This is a genomic window from Flavobacterium sp., assembly GCF_965277525.1.
Lineage (GTDB): Bacteria > Bacteroidota > Bacteroidia > Flavobacteriales > Flavobacteriaceae > Flavobacterium.
The window spans coordinates 195,977-216,815 of record NZ_CBDIDC010000001.1 but is presented as its reverse complement, the minus strand read 5'-3'; the positions used below and the strand labels follow the sequence as shown (position 1 = coordinate 216,815).

General features: G+C 32.9%; 26 protein-coding genes. 4 read left to right on the top strand and 22 right to left on the bottom strand.

What is annotated here, in order from left to right; genetic code table 11:
- Nucleotides 1-217 precede the first annotated feature (217 nt).
- The 4 genes from ACQY44_RS00885 to ACQY44_RS00870 are packed head-to-tail and all read left to right on the top strand — an operon-like array spanning nucleotide 218 to nucleotide 3,656.
- On the top strand, nucleotides 218-2,365 hold the full coding sequence (locus ACQY44_RS00885; RefSeq protein WP_428228539.1) for a cation:proton antiporter: 2,148 nt from the start codon (nucleotides 218-220) through the stop codon (nucleotides 2,363-2,365).
- 10 nt (nucleotides 2,366-2,375) lie between these two features.
- Entirely contained in the window at nucleotides 2,376-2,804 is a 429-nt protein-coding gene (locus ACQY44_RS00880) for a hypothetical protein (RefSeq protein ID WP_428228538.1), read from the top strand.
- Nucleotides 2,805-2,819: 15 nt separating this feature from the next.
- Entirely contained in the window at nucleotides 2,820-3,245 is a 426-nt protein-coding gene (locus ACQY44_RS00875; protein ID WP_428228537.1) for an SMI1/KNR4 family protein, read from the top strand.
- Between the two features lie 48 nt (nucleotides 3,246-3,293).
- Nucleotides 3,294-3,656 (top strand): VOC family protein, encoded by a 363-nt coding sequence (locus ACQY44_RS00870; protein ID WP_428228536.1) that lies wholly within the window; start codon nucleotides 3,294-3,296, stop codon nucleotides 3,654-3,656.
- A 118-nt stretch (nucleotides 3,657-3,774) separates the two neighbouring features.
- Here the strand turns inward: ACQY44_RS00870 and ACQY44_RS00865 are convergent, their stop codons facing one another.
- From ACQY44_RS00865 to ACQY44_RS00760, 22 genes are all read right to left on the bottom strand, one after another.
- On the bottom strand, nucleotides 3,775-4,455 hold the full coding sequence (locus ACQY44_RS00865; RefSeq protein WP_428228535.1) for a 2'-5' RNA ligase family protein: 681 nt from the start codon (nucleotides 4,453-4,455) through the stop codon (nucleotides 3,775-3,777).
- 6 nt (nucleotides 4,456-4,461) lie between these two features.
- A complete protein-coding gene (locus ACQY44_RS00860; protein ID WP_428228534.1) occupies nucleotides 4,462-4,830 on the bottom strand; it encodes an iron chaperone in 369 nt (122 codons plus the stop codon).
- 55 nt (nucleotides 4,831-4,885) lie between these two features.
- Complete coding sequence (locus tag ACQY44_RS00855; protein ID WP_428228533.1) at nucleotides 4,886-5,353, bottom strand: SRPBCC family protein; 468 nt, start codon at nucleotides 5,351-5,353, stop codon at nucleotides 4,886-4,888.
- A 141-nt stretch (nucleotides 5,354-5,494) separates the two neighbouring features.
- Nucleotides 5,495-6,697, bottom strand: coding sequence for an outer membrane beta-barrel protein (locus ACQY44_RS00850; protein ID WP_428228532.1), 1,203 nt, complete (start codon nucleotides 6,695-6,697; stop codon nucleotides 5,495-5,497).
- 239 nt (nucleotides 6,698-6,936) lie between these two features.
- Nucleotides 6,937-7,518: a TIGR00730 family Rossman fold protein gene (locus ACQY44_RS00845; protein WP_428228531.1), complete on the bottom strand. Its 582-nt coding sequence runs from the start codon at nucleotides 7,516-7,518 to the stop codon at nucleotides 6,937-6,939.
- Between the two features lie 8 nt (nucleotides 7,519-7,526).
- Complete coding sequence (locus ACQY44_RS00840; protein WP_428228530.1) at nucleotides 7,527-8,054, bottom strand: GNAT family N-acetyltransferase; 528 nt, start codon at nucleotides 8,052-8,054, stop codon at nucleotides 7,527-7,529.
- Nucleotides 8,055-8,187: 133 nt separating this feature from the next.
- Nucleotides 8,188-9,312, bottom strand: a complete 1,125-nt coding sequence (locus tag ACQY44_RS00835) for a lactonase family protein (RefSeq protein ID WP_428228529.1) — start codon at nucleotides 9,310-9,312, stop codon at nucleotides 8,188-8,190.
- A 219-nt stretch (nucleotides 9,313-9,531) separates the two neighbouring features.
- Nucleotides 9,532-10,629 (bottom strand): MBL fold metallo-hydrolase, encoded by a 1,098-nt coding sequence (locus ACQY44_RS00830; RefSeq protein ID WP_428228528.1) that lies wholly within the window; start codon nucleotides 10,627-10,629, stop codon nucleotides 9,532-9,534.
- Nucleotides 10,630-10,637: 8 nt separating this feature from the next.
- Nucleotides 10,638-11,060: a DUF1801 domain-containing protein gene (locus ACQY44_RS00825; protein ID WP_428228527.1), complete on the bottom strand. Its 423-nt coding sequence runs from the start codon at nucleotides 11,058-11,060 to the stop codon at nucleotides 10,638-10,640.
- Nucleotides 11,047-12,111, bottom strand: coding sequence for a serine hydrolase domain-containing protein (locus ACQY44_RS00820; protein WP_428228526.1), 1,065 nt, complete (start codon nucleotides 12,109-12,111; stop codon nucleotides 11,047-11,049). Before ACQY44_RS00820 ends, ACQY44_RS00825 begins: the two co-directional genes overlap by 14 nt.
- 217 nt (nucleotides 12,112-12,328) lie before the next feature.
- Entirely contained in the window at nucleotides 12,329-12,697 is a 369-nt protein-coding gene (locus ACQY44_RS00815; protein ID WP_428228525.1) for a nuclear transport factor 2 family protein, read from the bottom strand.
- Nucleotides 12,698-12,769: 72 nt separating this feature from the next.
- Complete coding sequence (locus tag ACQY44_RS00810; RefSeq protein ID WP_428228524.1) at nucleotides 12,770-13,375, bottom strand: hypothetical protein; 606 nt, start codon at nucleotides 13,373-13,375, stop codon at nucleotides 12,770-12,772.
- Nucleotides 13,376-13,391: 16 nt separating this feature from the next.
- Entirely contained in the window at nucleotides 13,392-14,090 is a 699-nt protein-coding gene (locus ACQY44_RS00805) for a hypothetical protein (RefSeq protein ID WP_428228523.1), read from the bottom strand.
- Nucleotides 14,091-14,106: 16 nt separating this feature from the next.
- The gene (locus ACQY44_RS00800; RefSeq protein WP_428228522.1) at nucleotides 14,107-14,787 is read right to left on the bottom strand and encodes an aspartate/glutamate racemase family protein; all 681 of its coding nucleotides are present in this window, start codon (nucleotides 14,785-14,787) and stop codon (nucleotides 14,107-14,109) included.
- A gap of 33 nt (nucleotides 14,788-14,820) precedes the next feature.
- Entirely contained in the window at nucleotides 14,821-15,237 is a 417-nt protein-coding gene (locus tag ACQY44_RS00795) for a hypothetical protein (RefSeq protein ID WP_428228521.1), read from the bottom strand.
- A gap of 66 nt (nucleotides 15,238-15,303) precedes the next feature.
- Nucleotides 15,304-16,218, bottom strand: a complete 915-nt coding sequence (locus ACQY44_RS00790; RefSeq protein WP_428228520.1) for a helix-turn-helix domain-containing protein — start codon at nucleotides 16,216-16,218, stop codon at nucleotides 15,304-15,306.
- 12 nt (nucleotides 16,219-16,230) lie between these two features.
- Complete coding sequence (locus ACQY44_RS00785; RefSeq protein ID WP_428228519.1) at nucleotides 16,231-17,124, bottom strand: NAD(P)H-binding protein; 894 nt, start codon at nucleotides 17,122-17,124, stop codon at nucleotides 16,231-16,233.
- 101 nt (nucleotides 17,125-17,225) lie between these two features.
- On the bottom strand, nucleotides 17,226-17,711 hold the full coding sequence (locus tag ACQY44_RS00780) for an SRPBCC family protein (RefSeq protein WP_428228518.1): 486 nt from the start codon (nucleotides 17,709-17,711) through the stop codon (nucleotides 17,226-17,228).
- A 262-nt stretch (nucleotides 17,712-17,973) separates the two neighbouring features.
- Complete coding sequence (locus ACQY44_RS00775; RefSeq protein ID WP_428228517.1) at nucleotides 17,974-18,312, bottom strand: nuclear transport factor 2 family protein; 339 nt, start codon at nucleotides 18,310-18,312, stop codon at nucleotides 17,974-17,976.
- A 301-nt stretch (nucleotides 18,313-18,613) separates the two neighbouring features.
- Complete coding sequence (locus ACQY44_RS00770) at nucleotides 18,614-19,018, bottom strand: hypothetical protein (protein WP_428228516.1); 405 nt, start codon at nucleotides 19,016-19,018, stop codon at nucleotides 18,614-18,616.
- Between the two features lie 344 nt (nucleotides 19,019-19,362).
- A complete protein-coding gene (locus tag ACQY44_RS00765; protein WP_428228515.1) occupies nucleotides 19,363-20,142 on the bottom strand; it encodes a hypothetical protein in 780 nt (259 codons plus the stop codon).
- 142 nt (nucleotides 20,143-20,284) lie between these two features.
- A complete protein-coding gene (locus ACQY44_RS00760; RefSeq protein ID WP_428228514.1) occupies nucleotides 20,285-20,716 on the bottom strand; it encodes an N-acetyltransferase family protein in 432 nt (143 codons plus the stop codon).
- Nucleotides 20,717-20,839: the final 123 nt, after the last annotated feature.

The window sequence follows — 20,839 nt, the reverse complement described above, 5'->3', positions numbered from 1 at the left end:
TAATTTGGCAACGAAACAAAAATTATTGCTTAATATGCGGTTTTCTTGAAAAGTTCGCAGTTTTTTTAGGTATTTTTGTAATGAAGCAATCACTAAAGAATCCGGTTTGTTTGACTTTTAAATAAATCGGTAAATAATAACTTCTTAGATTTTATTTTAATTTGAACCCCTCTTTTCGCGAAAAATTAAAGTACCACAAAGAAGATAAAATTACATTATGATAGAATTTTTCAAGCATTTTTTACAAGAATTCGAATTACCCCTTAGTAACCCAGTATTGATTTTTTCGTTGATACTTTTCATTATTCTCTTGTCACCCATTTTATTAAAAAAAATAAATATTCCGGGAATTATAGGCCTTATCATTTCCGGTGTCATCATTGGACCACACGGGCTTAATATTCTCGCCAAAAATTCAGCCGTAGATTTATTTTCAACCATCGGACTTTTATATATTATGTTTATTGCTGGTTTGGAGCTTGATATGAATGAGTTTAAGGCGAATCGGAATAAAAGTTTATTATTTGGTTTCTTTACCTTTATTTTTCCTTTATCTATTGGGTTTCCAGTTTGTTTTTATTTGCTTAATTATGATTTTAATGCGAGTTTTTTAACCGCAAGTATGTTTGCAACACATACCTTAGTTGCTTATCCTATTGTGAGTAAAATGGGGATTGCTAAAAATCAGGCGGTTGCCATAACTGTAGGAGGAACTATTTTAACAGATACTGCTGTTTTGATTATTCTTGCCATTATTATGGGAAGCAGCCAGGGAAACCTGAATCAGGCTTTTTGGATCAAATTAGGGGTTTCACTGGCTATTTTCTCTGCTATTATGTTCCTGGTTATTCCCAGAATTGCCAAATGGTTCTTTAAAAAACTGGAAAGTGAAAAACACGCTCATTATATATTTGTATTATCTGTTGTTTTCTTCGCGGCATTTTTAGCAGAAGTAGCGGGAGTAGAGCCCATAATTGGAGCTTTCGTTGCCGGTTTAGCATTAAATCCGCTGATCCCCCATTCCTCTGCATTGATGAATAGAATCGAGTTTATTGGAAATTCATTGTTTATTCCGTTTTTCCTGATTTCAGTTGGGATGCTGGTAGATATCAGTGTGATTCTTAGTGGGCCAACAGCATTAATTGTGGCCGGAACATTGAGTGTTGTCGCTATTTTCGGAAAATGGATTGCTGCGTTTTTTACCCAAATTGTTTTTAAATATACCAAGACTGAAAGACAACTTATTTTTGGGTTAAGCAGTGCACACGCTGCCGCAACTTTAGCGGTTATTTTGGTTGGATTTAAAGCTAAAATTCTGGATGAAAATATCTTAAACGGAACTATTATCTTAATCTTAATTACTTGTATTGTGGCATCGTTTGCTACTGAAAAAGCGGCTAAGAAAATTGCAATTTGCGAAGAAGAAGTTTCTCATGAAGATGCGCATAGTGACCAGATTCTGGATGAACACATTTTAATTCCGTTAGCCAAAACTTCGGCAACAGCCGGTTTATTAGATTTTGCTCTTTTAATAAAAGATAAGAAATCCTCTAATCCTGTGACGTTACTAACGATTGTTCCGAATAATGACCAGGCGGAAATTAATATTTTGAAATATAGAAAAGCAGTTGACAAATTTGTGATTCAGGGATCTGCTTCTGAAGTAAAAATAAATACAATTGCCAGGATCGATCATAATCCTGCGAGCGGAATTGCCAGAACTTCAAAAGAAATAATGTCAGATATTGTGATTATAGGATGGCCGAGAAAGACTGGTTTTCTGGATAAAATTTTTGGAGAAAACGTAGATTCAATTATCAATAATGTTAATAAGAGTCTGTTCATTTGCAGGTTTCAAAAAACATTTATAGAAGAAAAAAGGCTGGTTTTTATTTGTCCGCCTTTTTCTGAAAGAGGAGTGGGTTTTCATCTTTTAATGCAGAAAATTTGCCGATTATCACAAGAGTTAAGTATACCAATTGTGATTTATGGTGATTATAAGACGCAGCAGACTATTCAGCAAATCGTCAATAATCTGAAGCTGAATGCTAAGTTAGGTTTTAAAAGTATTCTGGATTGGGATGATTTTGAAGCGATTTCGGATGAGATTAAACCAACCGATCTGATTGTTTTTAACTTATCACGAAAAGGATCTGTTTCGTATCAATCTATCTTTGATAAACTGCCTCAAAAATTTGAAAAATCATTCAGTGATAATAATTTGATCCTTGTGTATGCCCAGGATGACCGTAAAGGAACTTCTATGGATGCTTATGAAGATTTTACCGCAACACCATTAACTAAAGGTCTTGAAGCCATTGAACAAATTGGGAGAGGTTTGGGGAATATTTTGAAGAAAAATTGATTTGATTTTTATGAATCATTTGAAAATAATAGTTGTTGCATCGTTTTTAATTTTGATAAGTTGTCGGGATAAAAAAGCAGAATCGGCTACGTTAGATTTAAAAAAGGGTTCAATTATAAAAAGGGAGAATTTTGATATGTTTAATTCCCGATTTCATTCAGATTCTGTTTTTCAAATCTCGAGAGTTGATTTTCCTATTGATGGAATTTCGGTTTCAGGTTTTGACAGACACAATTGGAGAAAAGAAAATTGGAAATTTATAACTGTTCCGGTTTCTGAGAAAAATGAAATAGAAAATTATGAACATAGTTTGGTTAAAACCGATACTTTGGTAATCGAAAGATTTTGGATTCCGAAGAGTGGTTTTGAAGTTGAAAGACAATTCAAACTCCTGAAAAATAAATGGTTTCTGATTTATTATAATGATATAAATTTATAAAACATCATATCGATTATGGATGATCTACAACAAATAATGTCCAAATACGATTTTCCAAAAAGAGATATTAAAGCTTCTGTTGAAGTAGCGGATGTAGAATCTTATTCCAGTTTAAAACTCCCAAAAGATTATACTTTTTATCTTGAAAACTACTTTGGTATTGATCAGTTTATTGGTGTGGAGTTTATAAAGCTCTGGAGCTTAGAAGAAATTATTGAAGCCAATAAAAGCTATAATATTGTTGCAGAATTGACCCGAACTATTGGAATTGGTTCAAACGGAAGCGGCGAATTTATTGGAATTGAAATAGATAAATTTGATCATATTAAAATAATTCTTTCTCCTTTTGTTGGCTTAAACAGTAAAAATAATACCGAAATTGGAAATTCATTTACTGATTTTCTTATTCGCCTTGATCATAAAATTGAATGGTTTCCTTAAATTTGATAAAATTTAAAGTATTGAATATCAATTGTAAAACTGAATAAAATGAATCACAAAGCAATTTCAATCCGACCTTTTATAGGAGCCAAAGATTTCGAAGTATCCAGACGTTTTTATCAGGACTTAGGTTTTGAAGAAGGAGTTTTAGATCCCAGGTTTTCTGTCTTTAAAACAGGTGATTTAGCCTTTTATCTTCAGGATTACTATGATAAAAGCTGGAATGAAAATACCATGATTTTTCTTGAAGTAGAGGATGTTGATTATTATTACAATCAGTTATTGGCATTGAACTTAACTGAAAAATATGGGGTAAAATTAACTCCTACCGTTTATTTCGATTGGGGAAGCGAATGCTTTTTACACGACCCATCCGGTATTTTATGGCATTTTGGTAAATTTAATAAGTAATTTTTCGCCACGAATTTCACGAATAAACACGAATTTTTACTAATTAATATAAACCTTCAGCATATTTCAATTAGTGAATTGCTTTGCCTGTTCCTTTCGGTAGAGTCGTAGAAAAAAATTAGATAATAAAATCGGCTAAACGGATTGTGTTTCTTTCTTTCTGATACCAATCATTGTAAACTAATTCCAGATTTTTTACCTTAAATTCTCCAAAATCATAATGACGAAATTTTTCTACAACTGAAATTAATTTCTTAGGGTCTTGTAATTTTTCCTGAAATCTCATTACAGTAATATGTGCTGTTGCAATACTATATCGGCTATCAATACTTTGTTCTAAAGACGATTTTTTAAAATTTTCACGAAGCTTATTTCTGAAATTATTTAAGGATTCATCTGTTGGTATACCCTGAATCAGTAGGGCAGAAGGGGACGCTGTAACCCCTCGAAACTCAATGTTGATTTTATCTAAATGCACTAAACTTTGTTGAATGATGTCAATATACTCCTGAATTTTTATTTTATCTAAAGTAAAACCTTCGTAACAGGAAATAATTGACATTACGGTGATATGGATGTCTGAATCCGGATAATAATATTGTTCAGGATCAATGGCTTTTAAATGGGCTAAAAACGACTGAATATTAGCTTTTATCGTTTCGTTTGGGCGAATGAGTAAGGTTATACCAAATCGGGAATCTGATATATCATTGATCCGTATATCTAATGTGTAATTTCCAGCTAAAATTGCCTCAGAAGATTTCTCGTAAAGTTGGTTGTAATGTTGGGTTAAATCCATTTAAAATTATTTCTTTTTTGCTTTGTCAAGGTTTTCTTTTACCCTGAATTTTACGATTTTAGTAATGAGGTCATATGGCATTGTTTGATCGAAAGGGAACTGAACAGAACCTTTTCCTGATTTATATCTGCACAGTTCTTCCTTAAAAGCTTCATGGCCGCTTGGTAAAGCATAGAGACCAATATGATTCTTAAAAGCAGCAAAATAAACTACGATTCCGTTTTGGTCAAAAGCCGGCATCGAATAACTGATTTTTTCTTTAGCATCGGGAGCCGCTTTCTGAATTGTTGTTCTGACTTTTTCTAAAATCTCCTGAACATTATTTGGAAATGTGCCAATATATTCGTCGATATTTTCGGGTTTTTTAGTCTCCATATTTTTTTGTTTTTTAGATTTCAAGTTTTGTGTGAACTTGAAACCTGAAACTCTTTTATGCAAATCCCTTAGGAAATCGGTCCAACACTAAGTTCAACAAAATATTGTGCTCCAGATAAGCTTTTGCTCCTGCTAAAACCAAGGTAAAACCTTCAGTCGAATTTCTGACCTGATCTATTATTTTATCGGCATCTCCTTTTAGACCTGAATTGGTAATGCTTACAAACGTTTCATTTTCGTCTAGCGAACTAAACACCCATTCTACTAAAGTTGTTTCATCAGGGTTTCCCCATTCGATTACGATTTTTTTATTTTCGTGCAAAACAAGAGTGGTTACCGTTAATGAAAAGCCATACATTTCCCAGGTCCATTCAGTAGTGGTATCTTGTTCTAATTTGCCAGATCCCTTTGTAAACCAAAATTTACGAGTAATTTCCGGATCTGTAAAAGCCTGAAAAACTTCTGAAACAGGTTTTCTAATCAGCATTTCGGCTTTTGCGAAGTGGTTGTTTTCTGCTTTCATTTTTGAAATGTTATAAGTGTAGGGTGCTTTTTTTAGAGATACTAATTTAATGAAAATCAAGTGGATTTTAATATTTATTTTTTAGACATAAAAAAAGCTTTACAGTTGAATTGTAAAGCTTTAAAATTAGACTTTTATATTTTAAAATATAGTATACCCAAAGATCAGAGATACTGTCCCATACCTTGAACTTAAATACTCGTGATTTCCTATAATACTTTTATTGCTATATCGTAATTCAGCACTATATTTCTTTTTAAAGTTGTACCCTGCACCAACAGCGAAACCAACTTGTGGATCAACTTTAGGCTCATCCACTATATATGAATTGAACAAAATTTTTGCTTCTGAATTAAACGCTGCTTCAATTGTATACTGTGCGTTGATAAAAATTTTAGAATTATTGTTTAAGAAAATGTAATGTCTAATACCTATCGGTAACTCAATAGACTGATAATTAACTTCTGATTTTTTATCACCATAATCTACTCTTTCGGTTTTATAAGATTGATAAGTGGGTTCTATAATTAATGCCCATTTGTTTTTGTTAAAAGGCAGAACATATTCTACTTCCAGACCTATTCGAAATCCTAATTTATTACCAAAGTCTCTGTCTCGATCTGATGTATAGGAATTTGACACATATAAATTTGAATTTTTTATTCCAGGTCTGATACTTAAATGAAATGAATTTTTTCCTTTTTCTTTCTTATCAAAATTGGTAAACTCACTATTATTACATTCGTTGTACTTAACAAATAAATTGATTAGTTCGTTTCGTTTATAATTTAGGTTTTCAATGTCTTTAAGTGTAATATTATCACATTTTAAAGCCATCCAAATTTGCTGTTTGTATTGCTTGTTTTTAGCAACCTGATCTTCAGAAACTTTATAGGTTTTGTAAATTAATTGATTTACAGGAATTGTATCTGTTTTAAAGAAATAGAAAGTTAAATTGTTTTTGCTGTATTCGTATAGATTTGCTTTTCCCTGAACCAATACCTTCAGGAAAATTTTTTCTTCTTTAAATTTGGGCACTTTACTATAATCTACTTCATTGAAATTATCACTAGACAAATCAGCATTGAGAGTATATCTTTCATATTTGGATTCATTAGAAATCGCAAACTCTTTTACTTGTTGCAAATTTGTCGTTATGGGCTGATCTTGTTCGTCTAATTTGTATTGAAATTCTGTAGGAGTACTATTCCAGTCTAAATTTTTAATTAGACATTCTGTTTTTTGATCGTTATTATTTATAAAATACCCTTTTTCAAAAACAACTTGAGAATAAGAATGAACAGTTAAGAGCGTAAAAAATAATAATAGTAATTTTTTCTTCATTTTAATTTTGGTAATAAATTATATTTTGCTTCGATTTTTAATGGTGCAAATATATAAGTATTTTCAGATAAAAGAGCATTGCTTTTTTACTATATAAATGATTTATACCTATTTTTATCCGGCTACTATTTTGTATTTTACTTAATGTGCTATATTTAAATCCTTTAATAAAAAATCCGCACTATTTTAACATGTGCGGATTTTGCATGATCAATATATTTTTTACTTTTTCTTCTGATTTATGATTTTTCTTTGTCAATCCATTTTCCGACTGCAGGTGCTACATAATTTTTCATTTGCTCTAATAAATCATCAATAGTGTCACTTACCAAAAGCATTTGCTGATTGGCCTCTTTTAGTAAACCTTTATCTACCATGACTTTAGTTAATTCAATAAGAGAATCATAAAAACCGTTGATGTTTAAAATAGCGATTGGCTTTTTGTGCAAGCCCAATTGCGCCCAGGTCAGCATTTCGAAAAGTTCTTCAAGGGTTCCAAAACCTCCCGGAAGTGCGATTACGCCATCGCATAAATCGTTCATTTTGGTTTTCCTTTCGTGCATGCTTTCTACTAAAATTAATTCGGTTAAACCGAGATGGGCTATTTCTTTCGATCTTAAAAAATTTGGTAAAATTCCAATTGCTTTTCCGCCTTCGTTTAAAACGCCATCCGCTACAGCGCCCATCAAACCAACATTTGCTCCGCCGTAAACCAATTCGATATTTTGTTTGGCTAAAGTCTGTCCGAGCAAAGTGGCTTGTTCTTTGTAAATTTCATCGGTACCAAAACTGGAACCGCAGAAAACTGTTATTCTTTTCATTTTTTTATTTATTGCTTTTTTAATTCAAATTCAAAATGAGGGATATCGACTCCATTATTTGTAACAGTCATTTCGGCAACTTTTACCGCTCCCAGTTTCGATACTGCTTTTTGGGAACGAATATTATCAGCACCAATATGAAAAAGTACTGAATCAACATGCTCAAAAGCATAGTCGACCAGTAATTTTTTATTCGATTGATTGTATAAACCGCCCCAGTATTTTCTGCCAATAAACGTAAAACCTATTGCAATACTTGATTTCTCAGGATTGTAATCGTAAAATCGGGTATTGCCTATAATTTCATTTGTTTCTTTATCTAAAATTAAGAAGGCACTTTTTGAGTTGATAGCAGCATCAAAAAAAGGTCTGAACACTTCAATTTTATATCTGTCTTTTATGGGATGCTGTTTCCAAATTAATGGATCTGAAGCTACTTTATATAATGCATCAAAATCAGTTTCCTGTAGCGGAACTAATTTTGTAATGTCGTCTTGTAAAATGTCAGGTTGTAAATTGAATTCTGGTTTTTTCATTTTTTATCGTTTTATGTTTTTTAAATGCCACTCTCGATAGCTGGGAGAAAAAGGATTAAAATGACTTTTCTAAATGGTGTTTTTGAGCCCCGAATTACATTAAAATCTGTATGCCATCTTTTCTCCGGCATAATTATATTCTTTTTATCTGAACACATGAAACATTCTCCATTCTAACTTCATTTCCGGTTTTTTTGAGCATTCCGGTTTTTTCATTCCTTTTAAAAACGACTACATTTCCTGAATTGACATTTGTTACAACCAAAAATTTGCCACTTTCATCGATTGCAAAAATTCGTGGATGTTTTCCTAAAGTCGATTGATAACCAATATTTTTCAGGAGACCATTTCCATCAATAGAGAAAATGGCAATATTGTTTTCTTTGCCGCGATTTGTGGCGTACAGAAATTTTCCGTCAGGTGAAATATGAATGTCTGAACTTTCAAAACCTTCAGTGATTTCATCAGGATGTGCAGCGATACGCTGAATTTGTTTTAAAGTTCCGTTTTTATATTGGTATGCACTTATTGACCCCGACATTTCTTCGATACAGTATCCCCATTTTTCGTTTGGATGAAAAGTAAAATGTCTGGGTCCGGCTTCTAAATCTGTTTTTAGGAACGGAACTTTTACTGCTGTTAAAGGTTGTTGCTGAGTTTCGTCAAAACCATAACAACGAATTTTATCAGCACCTAAATCGGGCAGGATTAAATAATCGTTTTGTGGAGAAAACACGGTAGAATGAACATGGGATTTCGTTTGTCTTTCTTTATGGGTACTTCCGTCATTATATTGAAAATTCTGTACAATCGAATCTATTTGTCCGTTTTCTAATATCGGATGAACCGAAACACTTCCCTCGGTATAATTGCCATTGACAAGCCATTTCCCGCTTTTATGAACCGAAAGATAAACAGGATTCTCACCGCCACTGGATTGTTTGTTTAAAAAAGTCAGGGTTTTGTTTTCGGGATTAAATTCAAAACTGCTCACGCTTCCTGCATTTGGAGTTTTAGTATCTGTGCAGGCATAAAGATATTTTCCGTTTGGAGATACCGTCAAATACGATGGATTTATGATGTTTTTTACCGAAGTTATTTTGCTTAATTTCCCTTTTAAAGGATCTAATTGGTAAACCTGAATAGATGCTGCAGTAAGATCTCGATTGTAACTTCCTAAAAAGACGTAGGTATTTTGGGAGAAGCTGTTTAAGGTAATGAGAAAAGCAATTACTAAAAGGTATATTTTTTGGTTCATTTTTTTTAGTGAGGTTGTTTAAGTTTCAGGTTTGAGGTTTGCGCCATCATTTTCAGGCAATCTTGTCATTTCGGCGAAGGAGAAATCGCACTCGAAATTACGTATAGTATGTCGGCAATCTTGTTTTGTGATTTCTCTCTTCGATCGAAATGACAAACGAAACGTTTTAAGTCACAGTTTTCAATCTAAAATCTAAAATCTAAAATGGGCAATCAAAAATTATCTAACTCCTTTCCACCACTGCTGAAATTCCTGCTTGTCATTTCTCAATTCAACTAATTCACCAATTTTTGGAGTTATCAACGGAATTGGGTTTTCAGACTTTGCATTCAATTCGGTTATTTTTATCAAAGGTTCATCCCAAGGATGAAGAGACAATGGAAATTTTGATGAATGTACCGGAAATACGCGTTTTGCTTTTAGATCTTTCATGGCTTTTATGACATCTTCAGGTAAATTATGAATGTATTTCCAGGCAGGATTGTATTGGCCATTGTCGATAAGAGCAATGTCAAAAGGTCCAAATTTGTTGCCAATTTCTGCATAGTGAGTATCATAGCCGCTATCACCACCTAAATACATTTTAAAATCTTTGGTTGCTAAGACAAAAGATGTCCAAAGAGTATTGCAACGATTAATACTTCTGCCCGAAAAATGTCTTGACGGAGCAGTATAAAGCGTTAAATTTAGATCCAGTTCTATTTTTTCGTTCCAGTCTTTTTCGATAATGATTTCTTTCGGAAATTTCCAAAATTCAAAATGTGAACCTACACCAAGGGCGCAAATTATTTTTTTGATTTTCGGTTTTAATTCCATTATCGTTGCATAGTCTAAATGGTCATAATGATCGTGTGTGATCAATAAGTAATCTATTTCCGGAAAATCATTGGCGGTATAAATATCAGTTCCTTTGAATGCTTTTGTAGTGCCGTAAATAGGGGAGGCATTTCCGCTGAAAACGGGATCAATCAAAAAACGTTTTCCTTCAAGCTGAATATAGTAGGAGGAATGTCCAAACCATACCAAAACATCCTGGTCTATAGAAAGTTCATGTAAATTGGTTTTAACAGACGGAATAGTCTCAGTTGGAATTTTACGGTCTACTTTCTTAAACAAAAAATCATAGAAAACTTTAGAGAAGCTGTAACCCTCTGCGAGTTCTGGTGTAAAAGAGATGTTTTCGAATTTTCCGTTTTTATAGTGCGGAGATTTCTGCATCAAAGCCAATCTTTCTCCTGATGGTTTTTTGCCATATCTTGGATGTTGTAAAATGAAAATAAGAGCGGCGAACAAAAGAATAATTATAGTAATGATCATGATCGTATTTAATTTGAAGGATATAATTTTTTTAAATTTTCTAAAGAAAGTGAAACCATTTTTTTGAGAACGTCAATATCAATGTCACTTAGTTTTTTAATATAAATGCAACCTTTTGAAGCTTTGTGTTTTCCTAACTTAGAAAGGAATTCATCTCTGTTCTCAGGTGAGGTATAGATATAAAGCGAAATAGCAGCTTTTCTTGGAGAAAATGCGACAAGGGGAGCATCACCTTCGTGACCACTGGCATATTTGTAATGATAACTCCCGAAACCAATAATAGCCGGTCCCCACATTTTGGGCTCAAAACCAGAAGTTTCCTGTATGATTTTGGTAATTTCAAAAGCGTCATTTCTTTTTACTACATCATTAACAGCATTTATAAAATCAACAACACTGCCTTCGGTTTCGGTAGTTTTATTTTTTGCCATTTTCTTTTATTTGAGTTAGTAAATTGCTTTTTAATACAATGTTCTTGATTTTCGATTCAGAAGCATAAAATAAATCACGATTTTGATTCATTTGGTTTTCTAAAATAATCAAACTTACATCGCTTTCAGGGAAATATAAATTTACAGAAGAAAAACCATCACCCAAACCTGTATGGCCAACATATTTGATGAGTTCTTTATCGACAATTCTAAAGCCATAACCGTAGCCCACTTTTTCTTTTCCGAAGAAGTTATTTTGGGCTGTTATGGCATACTTAAACAACAATTGATAATTTTCCGGTTTTAGAAGTCTTCCTTTATGAAGATTTTCATTCCAAATGGCTAAATCACCGGCGGTTGAAACAATTCCGTTAGAAGAAATACTTTCTAGAGTAATCATTGTTTTTGATACTATTTTAAAAGAATTATTGGTGTTAATATACCCGGAAACTAAGTTTTTAATTGGAGCTGCAGAAGAACAAATTGTATTTTTCATTTTTAACTCTTTAAAAAATGCATTTGCTATTTCAGGATAGCTTTTTTTAGAAACAGATTCAATTATTTTTCCCAGTAAACTGTATCCTAAATCTCCATATTTAAAATCAGTTCCCGGTTGAAATAAAAGAGGCTTTTTCAAATCAGCTATTCCATGGGTATGATTTAATAGTTGGTGAACCGTTACAGGATCTGCCCAGGTTGGGGTAAGTTCGGGTAAATATTTTTTTATAGGGGCCTGTAAATCAATTCGGCCTTTTTCTACTTCTTTTAAGATCAAAACAGCCGTAATTTGTCGCGTATTTGACATAATTTCAAATTGACTGTCTGTTTTTAAACGTTTTCTGGTTTCAAAATTGGTAAAACCATATACTTTATTATAAACTGTTTTTCCGTTTTTAGCAATCAGGACAACGCCATTAAATATTGGATCGCTAACACTAATTAAGCTATCAATTTGAGCAGCATAATTGTTTTTTTTCTGAGCGAATGAGTTATAATTTGAAAATAGAAGAATAAAGGATAGGAGAAAGGTAATGCGAAGATTGGAAGTCATTTTTTTTTTGTTTCAGGTTTCAGGTTTTTCAGTCTTGGGTGTAAATTTTGTTGCTACTTTGATTGAGAATTAACGGCAAAGAACGCTGGGTTTTTTTATCAGTCAGAAAGTTTAAAAGCACAAAGTTCGCAAAGCTTTATATTGATCTCGCTTTGCGACCTTTGCCAATTTATAAAACTCCGTAAATAAAAAAACATTGCGAACTTTGCGGTTAAAATCAAAACATTCCATTTGCATTAATCGGATCTTTCGGGATAGGTTGTCCTAAATCCCATAGTTCAACAATTTTATCTGCTTTGAACTTAAGAATATGAACAACTGCAAAACCTAAATCGACGGGAGTTTGTTTGAGATGAGAATGTACAGCGACTAAATTTCCGTCTTCGAGAATATGATGAATTTTAAAAACTTTATTAGGATTCGTTCTCGTCGATTCTTCCATTGCCAGCATCAAAGTATCAGCATCGCCTTTAAAATAGGCATTGTGATGTTTGAAGTTTTCACCTACGTACAGACGAAACGCTTCGTGCGAATGCCCGTTTGCAGCGAGTTTCAAAAAAGCCTGGGCTATTTCTTTCTTAGTCATGATCTTAAAATTTAAAAACTAACTAAGTTATAAAATAAGTATTTAAGAAGTCAAAAAACGGAGTTAATAATTTTATTGCAATCGCTTAAACTCATAAGCACTATTGTAGCTCAGCCCACCCCACAAAAGAAAAAGTAATGCACCGGTATTATCAACGGCTTCATTCACTATTAAATTATTGTTTTTTGAAATAGCAATGCGTCTTTTATTGTTATTGCATCCTCCAAAAAGATAGGGTATTCCGGTACATTTTAGAAATTTATTATCAAGATAAAACATTCCGTCTTTTTTGAGAATACCTTTAATTTGTTGTTTTTTTATGCTGTAATTATTTTTAAACAATTCGATGTTTAGTGCTGTATTATCGACAAGGTTTAATTCGATATGATATATAGTGGTTCCCTTTAGGATAGAATCTCTGTCTTCAAACTTTAAACTTTCATTTGTGATGTTATTGTAAGAATTTATATAATTTCCTGAAAGGTCAAAATCTGCGTTTTTATTTTTGCTGTCGAATTTTTTTACCGGAAAGAAAGTATATTTTCCATTAAACGAGAGGATATTGCTTTCGTTTATTGTAGTGTAGTCATTTTTGAAATCTTTTTTAGAAAAAAAAGCACAATTGGATACTAAAACTGATACGCATAAAAGAAGAAATATTTTAAGGTTCTTTTTCATGTTTGATTTTGTTAGTTTAGAGAATTATCAACGAATTGGATTTTAAATATCGGTTTTCATTAATGTTTTTTTTTGCTTCTGAACTAATCCAGAAATTCGGGCGATATAATTTTGTACTGCTTTGTAGTTTAGCCTGGCCGGACAATGCTTTTATATTTTTAATCAGGTCATTAAATAAAGTATAATTAGCAAAAGTATGGGCATCAATTATAGCATTATCACCATCAGTTAAAAATTGCACAAATTTGGGATATGTTAATTCTAACCCAATCGTTCCTTCTGTATTCATATAAGAAATGCTTAAATTTTCTTTGTCCGGAAAGTACATGAGATAGAAAGGGGAAATGGTAATAACAGGTTCCGTTGGATCAACAGTTTTAAACTCATTTGAAATTAATCCTTCTTTATTCGTGATTTCTTTAAAATTTATTTTGGTGCTATCATCAGTAATAGCGATTCTGATCCTGCTCTCATAAAACCAATGTTGTTTTCGGTCTAATTCTTTTTCTCCAATTAAGATTTCATTAAAAAAATGGTTGTAACCATCAAATACAACATTTTTATCAGTTGTTTTATAATCTATAGGAACACTTGTATTTGTAATAACAAAGTGAAATTTAAGTTCTGTAAAAATAGCTTCAAATTCTTCAGGCGTAAGGATAAAATTAAATTTATTCCAACCTTTTCCGGAACCTAGTCCGCCAAAATAGCTCATAAGCTTACCATTTAATTTAAGAAAGTATAAAGTTGACAATCGCATCTGAATGTATTTTAGTCGTATCAAAAACAGGAACATCAAAATCAGATTGATTTATAAGTAACGGAATCTCGGTACAACCTAAAATAATACCTTCAGCACCGCGTGCCATGAGCTCGTTGGCAATTGTGATATAATTTTGTCTGGATTCAGGATTAATAATACCTCTGCCAAGTTCTTCTTTCAGCACCTGTTGAATATAATTTCGGGTTTCCTGCTTTTCGGGAATTAGTACGTTCAATCCAAAGGTTTTGAGCCGATCTTTATAAAAATCCATTTCCATAGAAAATGAAGTTCCCAAAAGTCCAATGGTAGTAATCTTTTCTTTTGTGATGGCTTTTGCAGTTTCAGTTGCGATATGAATTAAGGGTAATCCCACTTCTTTTTCTATTTCATCTGCATACAGGTGTGCAGTGTTAGCGCATAATACAATGGCATCAACGCCACTTTTCTGAAGGCTCAGGCAGGCATTTAACAAAAGTTCGTACGACTGGGCCCAGGTTTTTTCCTGAATATCACCAAAGTTCAAAGAATAAATCAGACATTCTGCAAATTGTAATCCGCCAAGTTTATGATTGACACCTTCATTAATTAATTTATAATAATCAATTGTAGATATCCAACTGATTCCGCCCACGAGTCCAATTTTTTTCATTCTTTTTTATTGTTGCTAAAAGCAGGGATACCTTTATGATTTCTTTTTCTTAATTAACTTTCCGCCCAAATAAGCCATTGGCAGGTACGCAAATACAAGATCCGTAACGTTATACCAAATATGAGAAGGTAAGGTGAAAACATTTACAATGCCGCCCAATAAAAAGAAAGCCCCTATTACCAGAGCTAATTTTGTTTTGTGATTGGCTGCAATTAAAGCAGTTGCTTGTGCTCCCGTAAAAGTTCCAAGGGCGTGTGCCAAAAAAGGAAAAATAAAATGCTTCGTTTCAAATAAATGCATGCTGGCTTTCAATCCCTCCATGGTGGTAACATCAGCACCGTCTGGCGGAGGAATGACTGTACTACTGATTAAAATAATAGCCATATTGACAACGCTTCCAACAAAAAGGCCAACGATAACGGCCAGGATATTTTTGAATATAGGATTCATACACTTCGTTTTAAGATAACGAATTTATGAAAATTATACCAGCCAGTGCATGAAAGTTCCGGTAAATTAATTAAAAGACTGCCTGAATTCTAAAGGCGAAACATTTGTTTTGGTCTTAAATAATTTGCTGAAAGACTGCTGATGTTCAAAGCCCAATTCAAAGGCAATTTCGCTTATCGATAAACTGGTTGTCGAAAGTTTTTCTTTGGCTTTTTCGATCAGTTTATCATGTATATGCTGTTGGGTACTTTGACCTGTGAGAGATTTTAGTAATCCGCTTAGATAATTAGGCGTAACATTTAGTGTTTCTGCAATATAATGAACCGTTGGTAAACCGCTTTTAGACAAAGAACCGTTACTGAAATATTCGTCAAGCAAATTTTCTAAACGGGCCAGAATCTGATGATTACTTATTTTTCTGGTAAGAAACTGGCGATTGTAAAAACGTTCTGCATAAGTAAGCAGCAATTCAATTTGAGCGATAATAACATCCTGACTGAATTTGTCAATATTGGATTGATATTCCTGCTGAATATTTTTTATGATGGCAATAATCATTTTTTCTTCCTTATCAGAGAGATGCAAAGCTTCGTGAACCGAATAACCAAAATACTCGTATTGTTTGATTTTTTTTGCCAGAGACGTATTCCACAAAAAATCAGGATGGACAAGTAATGACCATCCTGTATGTTGTAACTCTGCATTTCCTTCTATAGAAAAAACCTGACCTGGCGCAATAAAAAGCAAAACCCCTTCTTTAAAATCATATTCCTGCTGACCGTAACGCATGGTTGCGTTAGCATGACGTTTTAATGCAATCGAATAAAAATCAAGCATCAAACTTTTGGGTTCATCTTCATTTAGATGTTTAAGATCTTCAAAATTATAAACGCTTACTAAGGGATGTTCCGGTTTTGGCAAATCTCGAAAATCATGAAATTCGCTGATACTTTTTATTCGGTGTGGTTGCTGATTTGCCATAGTCTAAGATACTTATTTCTGATTGTAAATAGCAGCAAATTCTTTGGCATAATCTGCCAGTTTTACTTTTCCCATTGCTGCGGGTCTGTTACGGTAGTAATCTTCGCCTAATACACCATTGTAAAGTCCGGCGTACATTTCGACCAGGCCTTTAGCAATTTTGGGTTGCATGGCTACGTTTACCAGACCGTTTAACGTTTCTTCATCGCTGATTAAAACCCATTTCAAATCAGGCTTTCCAATTGCCTCACCTAAAACACGGGCTGTTTCATCGCCTGTAACTTCCTCACTTGCCACATAACGAACTTTTTTTCCGTCGGGCAGAGTAGTAATTTCTTCAGCAATTGCAGCAGCAATATCATTTGGAGAGACCCACGGAATTATTTGATCTCCGCCATAATTGCACGCAATAATGCCTTGAGATTTAATCGACGGAATATAAGCCAGCAGATTATAAAAGAAAGAAGTCGGACGCATAAATGTAATCGAAACATCTATTTGATTCAAAGCAGCTTCTATCTCATTGTAACGCTGAATAATTCCTGAATTTTGCGCCAAATGCGCCCCAATACTGCTTAAGAATACGACACGTTTTACGCCAGATTTCGAGATAGCTTCGGCATAACTATTTCCAATTTTACGCGTAAAAGCATCCAGATCCAGATTAGGATCAAAATAATTCGCACGCGGAATCATACAATATACCGCATCTGCGCCGGTAAAAGCTTTGGTTAGAAATGCTGCATCTTCAACAGAACCAATTGCTGCCAAAGCTCCCAAAGCTTCAATTTCAGCTTGTTTTTCGACGCTGCTGCTAATTACCGTAACCTGATGTCCTTTTTGCACTAACTCCTGAGTTAGTGGCTTGCTGATGTTCCCTAACGAACCTGTGATTGTAATTTTCATTTGTCTAAAATTTTATAATACAAAGTTGCGTAACATCAGTAGGATAGCTGTAGTCAAATCTACGATTGTCGTAGCCTAAAGTTGGGAGGGAAGTTCGTGAATTATTTCTCAGACAATTTTTTTTCATTTTCTGTTTGCGGTTTTCCGGTGGCGTTTGGTTCGCCTGTGCCTGTCGTAATGAGCTTTCGCAAACTATTCTGAATATAATTTGTCCAGGCATCTCTGCAAATATCAAAACATTCGTATTCCGGAACCAAACCAAAATGTGTAAAACGAAGTGCTGTTTTACCTTCTTTTTCCGAAATCTCGAAAGTAGGTTTCGTGCCCGTCCATTCGGTTTTGTCCTGGGTAAATTTAAAATAGTTTTCGGTTACCAGCCAAACCACTTTCTCATTCGGAATCACTTCAATTAATTTAATTTTAGCACGATGAATATCTTCATAATGATAATCAAAAACATCATTTAGTTTAGCGGTATCGCCTTCAATTTCCTCAGACCACCAACCCCGGACATTGATTACGGCATCAAAAACTTCCTGAGGAGATTGGTCTACTAATACTGTCGAGGTAAAATCTATTGTACTCATTTTGTTTGATTTAGAAATTATACAGCAAAGTTATCTTTTAAAAATCAATAAGTAAGGGTTGTTTTGAGACAATTTTAAGGACTGAATCAGACAGATTTACTGAATTTTAGATTTTAATATTCAGAAGCAGAAAATTCTTTTTCAGAAGACCTTTTGTCCCGCTGTCCGCTATATCTTTTTCCGGTTAAAGAAACCAGAAAAAGGATATCGCTGCCATCGGGGCTGGATCAGAAATCTATTTTTCAAAAGGAACAATTTCCTGCTATCTCATTAAATCCATTCGGCTTATTTTTTGATCGTTTACTTCAAAAATAACCACTTGTTCGGTTCTTTCGTCGCTTCCATTTCGGCCATAAATGTATTCGTGAACAATCACTTTAGTATCAAAATGAATTGTTTTTATGATCTCAGCGTGAAGATTTGGTGAATTTTCGAATAAGGTGATGAACATTTTTTCGCATTCTTTTTTACCATTAATTGCTAATGCGTGATCAGTGAAATTATAAATTTTGATGTCATCAGGATATAAGAGCATCATAGTTTTGATATCTCTGTTGTTAAAAGCCAGCATTTGGGTATCGATAATTTGTTCTATTGTCATTTAATATGATTTTTTAAGAAACTTTTTTTTGAGTTTTGTTTTTTAGGCTTTAATTGACTTTATTCTTTTCTCTTAAAAAGTACTGATTTTAATCAAACGAAAATACAAATTAAAAACTGAATCTTTGAACCTGATAATCCGATACTATTTTTTGCAGTAAATTTCAAAACTTCAATAATTTTATGCTATGGTGCTTGTATATGCATGATTATCAGTATTGTTATTCGAACATTTAGTAGATACAAAAAGGAGTATAATTGAAGTAGTTATTTTTTATATCGTTTTGTTTTTATAGAAATAGTTATTTTATACGGGTATAACCAGATCCAAAACAATCATAACATTCGTCGCTTAGGAATAGTTTATCATTTTCAATTGTAAAAGACATTGGTACAAAATATTGTAAAGTATCAGTGCTTACAATCATTGGTCTTTCACCACCAAAAATTGATTTTCTATTTTTTATTTCAAATTTTTTCTCAGAAAATAACTTTCCGTCCACATAATTTCTATAAGTCGAACCTGAAAATTCAATATAAATAACCTTGTTTGTTGATTCAGGCGTAGAAGATGTTCCGGCAATTCCGCCACTTGATCCATCCCAATTCCATCTGCCTTGTAATGTTTTTTTTAATTCTGTGTCAGAATCTTCGCTACTACATGAACTTATTATAATTAAAACAAGAAGTAAAAAGGACTTTTTCATGAGCTAAAAATTTATTGGTTTAATTAATAGATGTGAATTTTGTTAAATGGTTGCGTACTTGTTTTTTTTTAATGTTAAATTTATATTTTTTAATTTGTTTTTTTATGATTTGTGTCTTGTGGAATATTAAAGTTATTATTTATAAATTCATAAGATTAGGTTTTAATAATACAATTCAAAAGGGACGATCTGTAGTGGCCCATTTTATATACATTATCTCTATAATTTCTTCTTTTGTACTAATTATTTCATAGTTAGAAAAACGGACTTTATTTTGATCGTTTTTCTTGCAGTTAGAGAATAGCGTTAAAACCAAAAATGATAGTATTATCTTATTCATGTTGTTACTCAATTCTCTTTACTACATTATCCAGGTCATTGACAACTAGTTTGAAAATGATTTTGTTGTCCGGAAAGTCTTTTTGCATGTTCTTTCTTAGCTCGATAAAAGAACTATACGCTACCGGATCAGATGAAATTGATTCATTGCAGGAAATAGATATCTCGTAATTAGTATCGATTTTTTCTAAATAGATATATTTTGTAAAAGAGTCATCAAAAAAAGTTTCGTCAGTAAAGGCTTTAGCAATTTTATCGACTTCATTTTCATTGATATTATTTTGATAAACAATCTCATGATTCAGGGGGCCATATGTTTTTGTTGACTCGGTAAGGTTTCCGTTGGCCGCCTCATTCGCAAAAGAAATACCTAACAGTATGGCGACAGTCACCATGCACCCGATAAAAGAGATACCTGCTATGCGCCAGCCATTGTAATGTTCGCCGCCATTTTGAGTGTGTTCGTTTATATTTTTCTCCTGGTATTTTTTTGTAAAATAGCCTGCGATTCCCATATAAATAATGGGGAATATGATATTTGGAATATTAATATTCTCCGGAATCAAAAAAATCAGACCAAAAACAAGTAAGGTAAAAAGTATCGTTATAATCCAGGTTTTTTTTACTTTTTCATCATCATTAAAAACCTTAAAGTTTTCTGCCATAAAATAGCCGGCAACTAGCGGTCCTCCTAAAAAAGTCCCAATACGAATTGCTTTTTCGGTGTAGATTTTTTCTGTTGGTATTTCTTCGAAAACTGATTTATCAGATACTATTTCTTCCATGGCGAATTGTTTTTTGACTTTGTGATTCTGAATTTTTAAGGAAACGAAAATACAAAATAAAGTAGGGTATTTCGTTGGTTTATGCGTTTTCTTAAACTTTCGCTTGAACTATTTATAAAATTAATTTGGCAATTTTTATTGGTTATGGCATGTTTTCTAACAATTCAAACAAAATATAATCTCCGTTTTCAGATGGTCCCCTTTCTTTTTCTGTAAAACCTTTTTTTCTGTAAAAAGCGACCCCTTTTATATTGTTTTCTAAACATTTTAGAGTAATCGGGAAATTGGCTATGTCAATTGCTGCTTTTAGTAATTGAGTTCCAATACCTTTATCATGATATTTTTGATCAACATACAAATGATGAATAAAATTATCTGGCCTCCAAAGAGCGATAAAACCAACGACAATGTTGTCAATAACAGCGACTAAAACCTCTTCTTCTTTGATTGCTGCGTCAAAATCTTTCAAATGAAATTGGGATGAATCAATCCACGTAAAAGTGGTTTGTCTTTCTTTTAAGAATAAGGTTCTCAAAGAAGGATAGTCACTTTTTTTGATTTTCGTTATTTCCATTTTTGTTCTTTTATTCAAATGATATAATTGTCTTATTTTTATTTAATTTCCTTATCCGGTACAGGATATAGAAACCACCAAATGCAGCATGAGAATAAATTAGTAGATGTACTATTTTTCGTT

Bases quoted from the DNA above. Each gene is read 5' to 3' on its own strand.
- ACQY44_RS00885 (WP_428228539.1), top strand. From the start codon at position 218: ATGATAGAATTTTTCAAGCATTTTTTACAAGAATTCGAATTACCCCTT.
- ACQY44_RS00880 (WP_428228538.1), top strand. From the start codon at position 2,376: ATGAATCATTTGAAAATAATAGTTGTTGCATCGTTTTTAATTTTGATA.
- ACQY44_RS00875 (WP_428228537.1), top strand. From the start codon at position 2,820: ATGGATGATCTACAACAAATAATGTCCAAATACGATTTTCCAAAAAGA.
- ACQY44_RS00870 (WP_428228536.1), top strand. From the start codon at position 3,294: ATGAATCACAAAGCAATTTCAATCCGACCTTTTATAGGAGCCAAAGAT.
- ACQY44_RS00865 (WP_428228535.1), bottom strand. From the start codon at position 4,455: ATGGATTTAACCCAACATTACAACCAACTTTACGAGAAATCTTCTGAG.
- ACQY44_RS00860 (WP_428228534.1), bottom strand. From the start codon at position 4,830: ATGGAGACTAAAAAACCCGAAAATATCGACGAATATATTGGCACATTT.
- ACQY44_RS00855 (WP_428228533.1), bottom strand. From the start codon at position 5,353: ATGAAAGCAGAAAACAACCACTTCGCAAAAGCCGAAATGCTGATTAGA.
- ACQY44_RS00850 (WP_428228532.1), bottom strand. From the start codon at position 6,697: ATGAAGAAAAAATTACTATTATTATTTTTTACGCTCTTAACTGTTCAT.
- ACQY44_RS00845 (WP_428228531.1), bottom strand. From the start codon at position 7,518: ATGAAAAGAATAACAGTTTTCTGCGGTTCCAGTTTTGGTACCGATGAA.
- ACQY44_RS00840 (WP_428228530.1), bottom strand. From the start codon at position 8,054: ATGAAAAAACCAGAATTCAATTTACAACCTGACATTTTACAAGACGAC.
- ACQY44_RS00835 (WP_428228529.1), bottom strand. From the start codon at position 9,312: ATGAACCAAAAAATATACCTTTTAGTAATTGCTTTTCTCATTACCTTA.
- ACQY44_RS00830 (WP_428228528.1), bottom strand. From the start codon at position 10,629: ATGATCATTACTATAATTATTCTTTTGTTCGCCGCTCTTATTTTCATT.
- ACQY44_RS00825 (WP_428228527.1), bottom strand. From the start codon at position 11,060: ATGGCAAAAAATAAAACTACCGAAACCGAAGGCAGTGTTGTTGATTTT.
- ACQY44_RS00820 (WP_428228526.1), bottom strand. From the start codon at position 12,111: ATGACTTCCAATCTTCGCATTACCTTTCTCCTATCCTTTATTCTTCTA.
- ACQY44_RS00815 (WP_428228525.1), bottom strand. From the start codon at position 12,697: ATGACTAAGAAAGAAATAGCCCAGGCTTTTTTGAAACTCGCTGCAAAC.
- ACQY44_RS00810 (WP_428228524.1), bottom strand. From the start codon at position 13,375: ATGAAAAAGAACCTTAAAATATTTCTTCTTTTATGCGTATCAGTTTTA.
- ACQY44_RS00805 (WP_428228523.1), bottom strand. From the start codon at position 14,090: ATGAGCTATTTTGGCGGACTAGGTTCCGGAAAAGGTTGGAATAAATTT.
- ACQY44_RS00800 (WP_428228522.1), bottom strand. From the start codon at position 14,787: ATGAAAAAAATTGGACTCGTGGGCGGAATCAGTTGGATATCTACAATT.
- ACQY44_RS00795 (WP_428228521.1), bottom strand. From the start codon at position 15,237: ATGAATCCTATATTCAAAAATATCCTGGCCGTTATCGTTGGCCTTTTT.
- ACQY44_RS00790 (WP_428228520.1), bottom strand. From the start codon at position 16,218: ATGGCAAATCAGCAACCACACCGAATAAAAAGTATCAGCGAATTTCAT.
- ACQY44_RS00785 (WP_428228519.1), bottom strand. From the start codon at position 17,124: ATGAAAATTACAATCACAGGTTCGTTAGGGAACATCAGCAAGCCACTA.
- ACQY44_RS00780 (WP_428228518.1), bottom strand. From the start codon at position 17,711: ATGAGTACAATAGATTTTACCTCGACAGTATTAGTAGACCAATCTCCT.
- ACQY44_RS00775 (WP_428228517.1), bottom strand. From the start codon at position 18,312: ATGACAATAGAACAAATTATCGATACCCAAATGCTGGCTTTTAACAAC.
- ACQY44_RS00770 (WP_428228516.1), bottom strand. From the start codon at position 19,018: ATGAAAAAGTCCTTTTTACTTCTTGTTTTAATTATAATAAGTTCATGT.
- ACQY44_RS00765 (WP_428228515.1), bottom strand. From the start codon at position 20,142: ATGGAAGAAATAGTATCTGATAAATCAGTTTTCGAAGAAATACCAACA.
- ACQY44_RS00760 (WP_428228514.1), bottom strand. From the start codon at position 20,716: ATGGAAATAACGAAAATCAAAAAAAGTGACTATCCTTCTTTGAGAACC.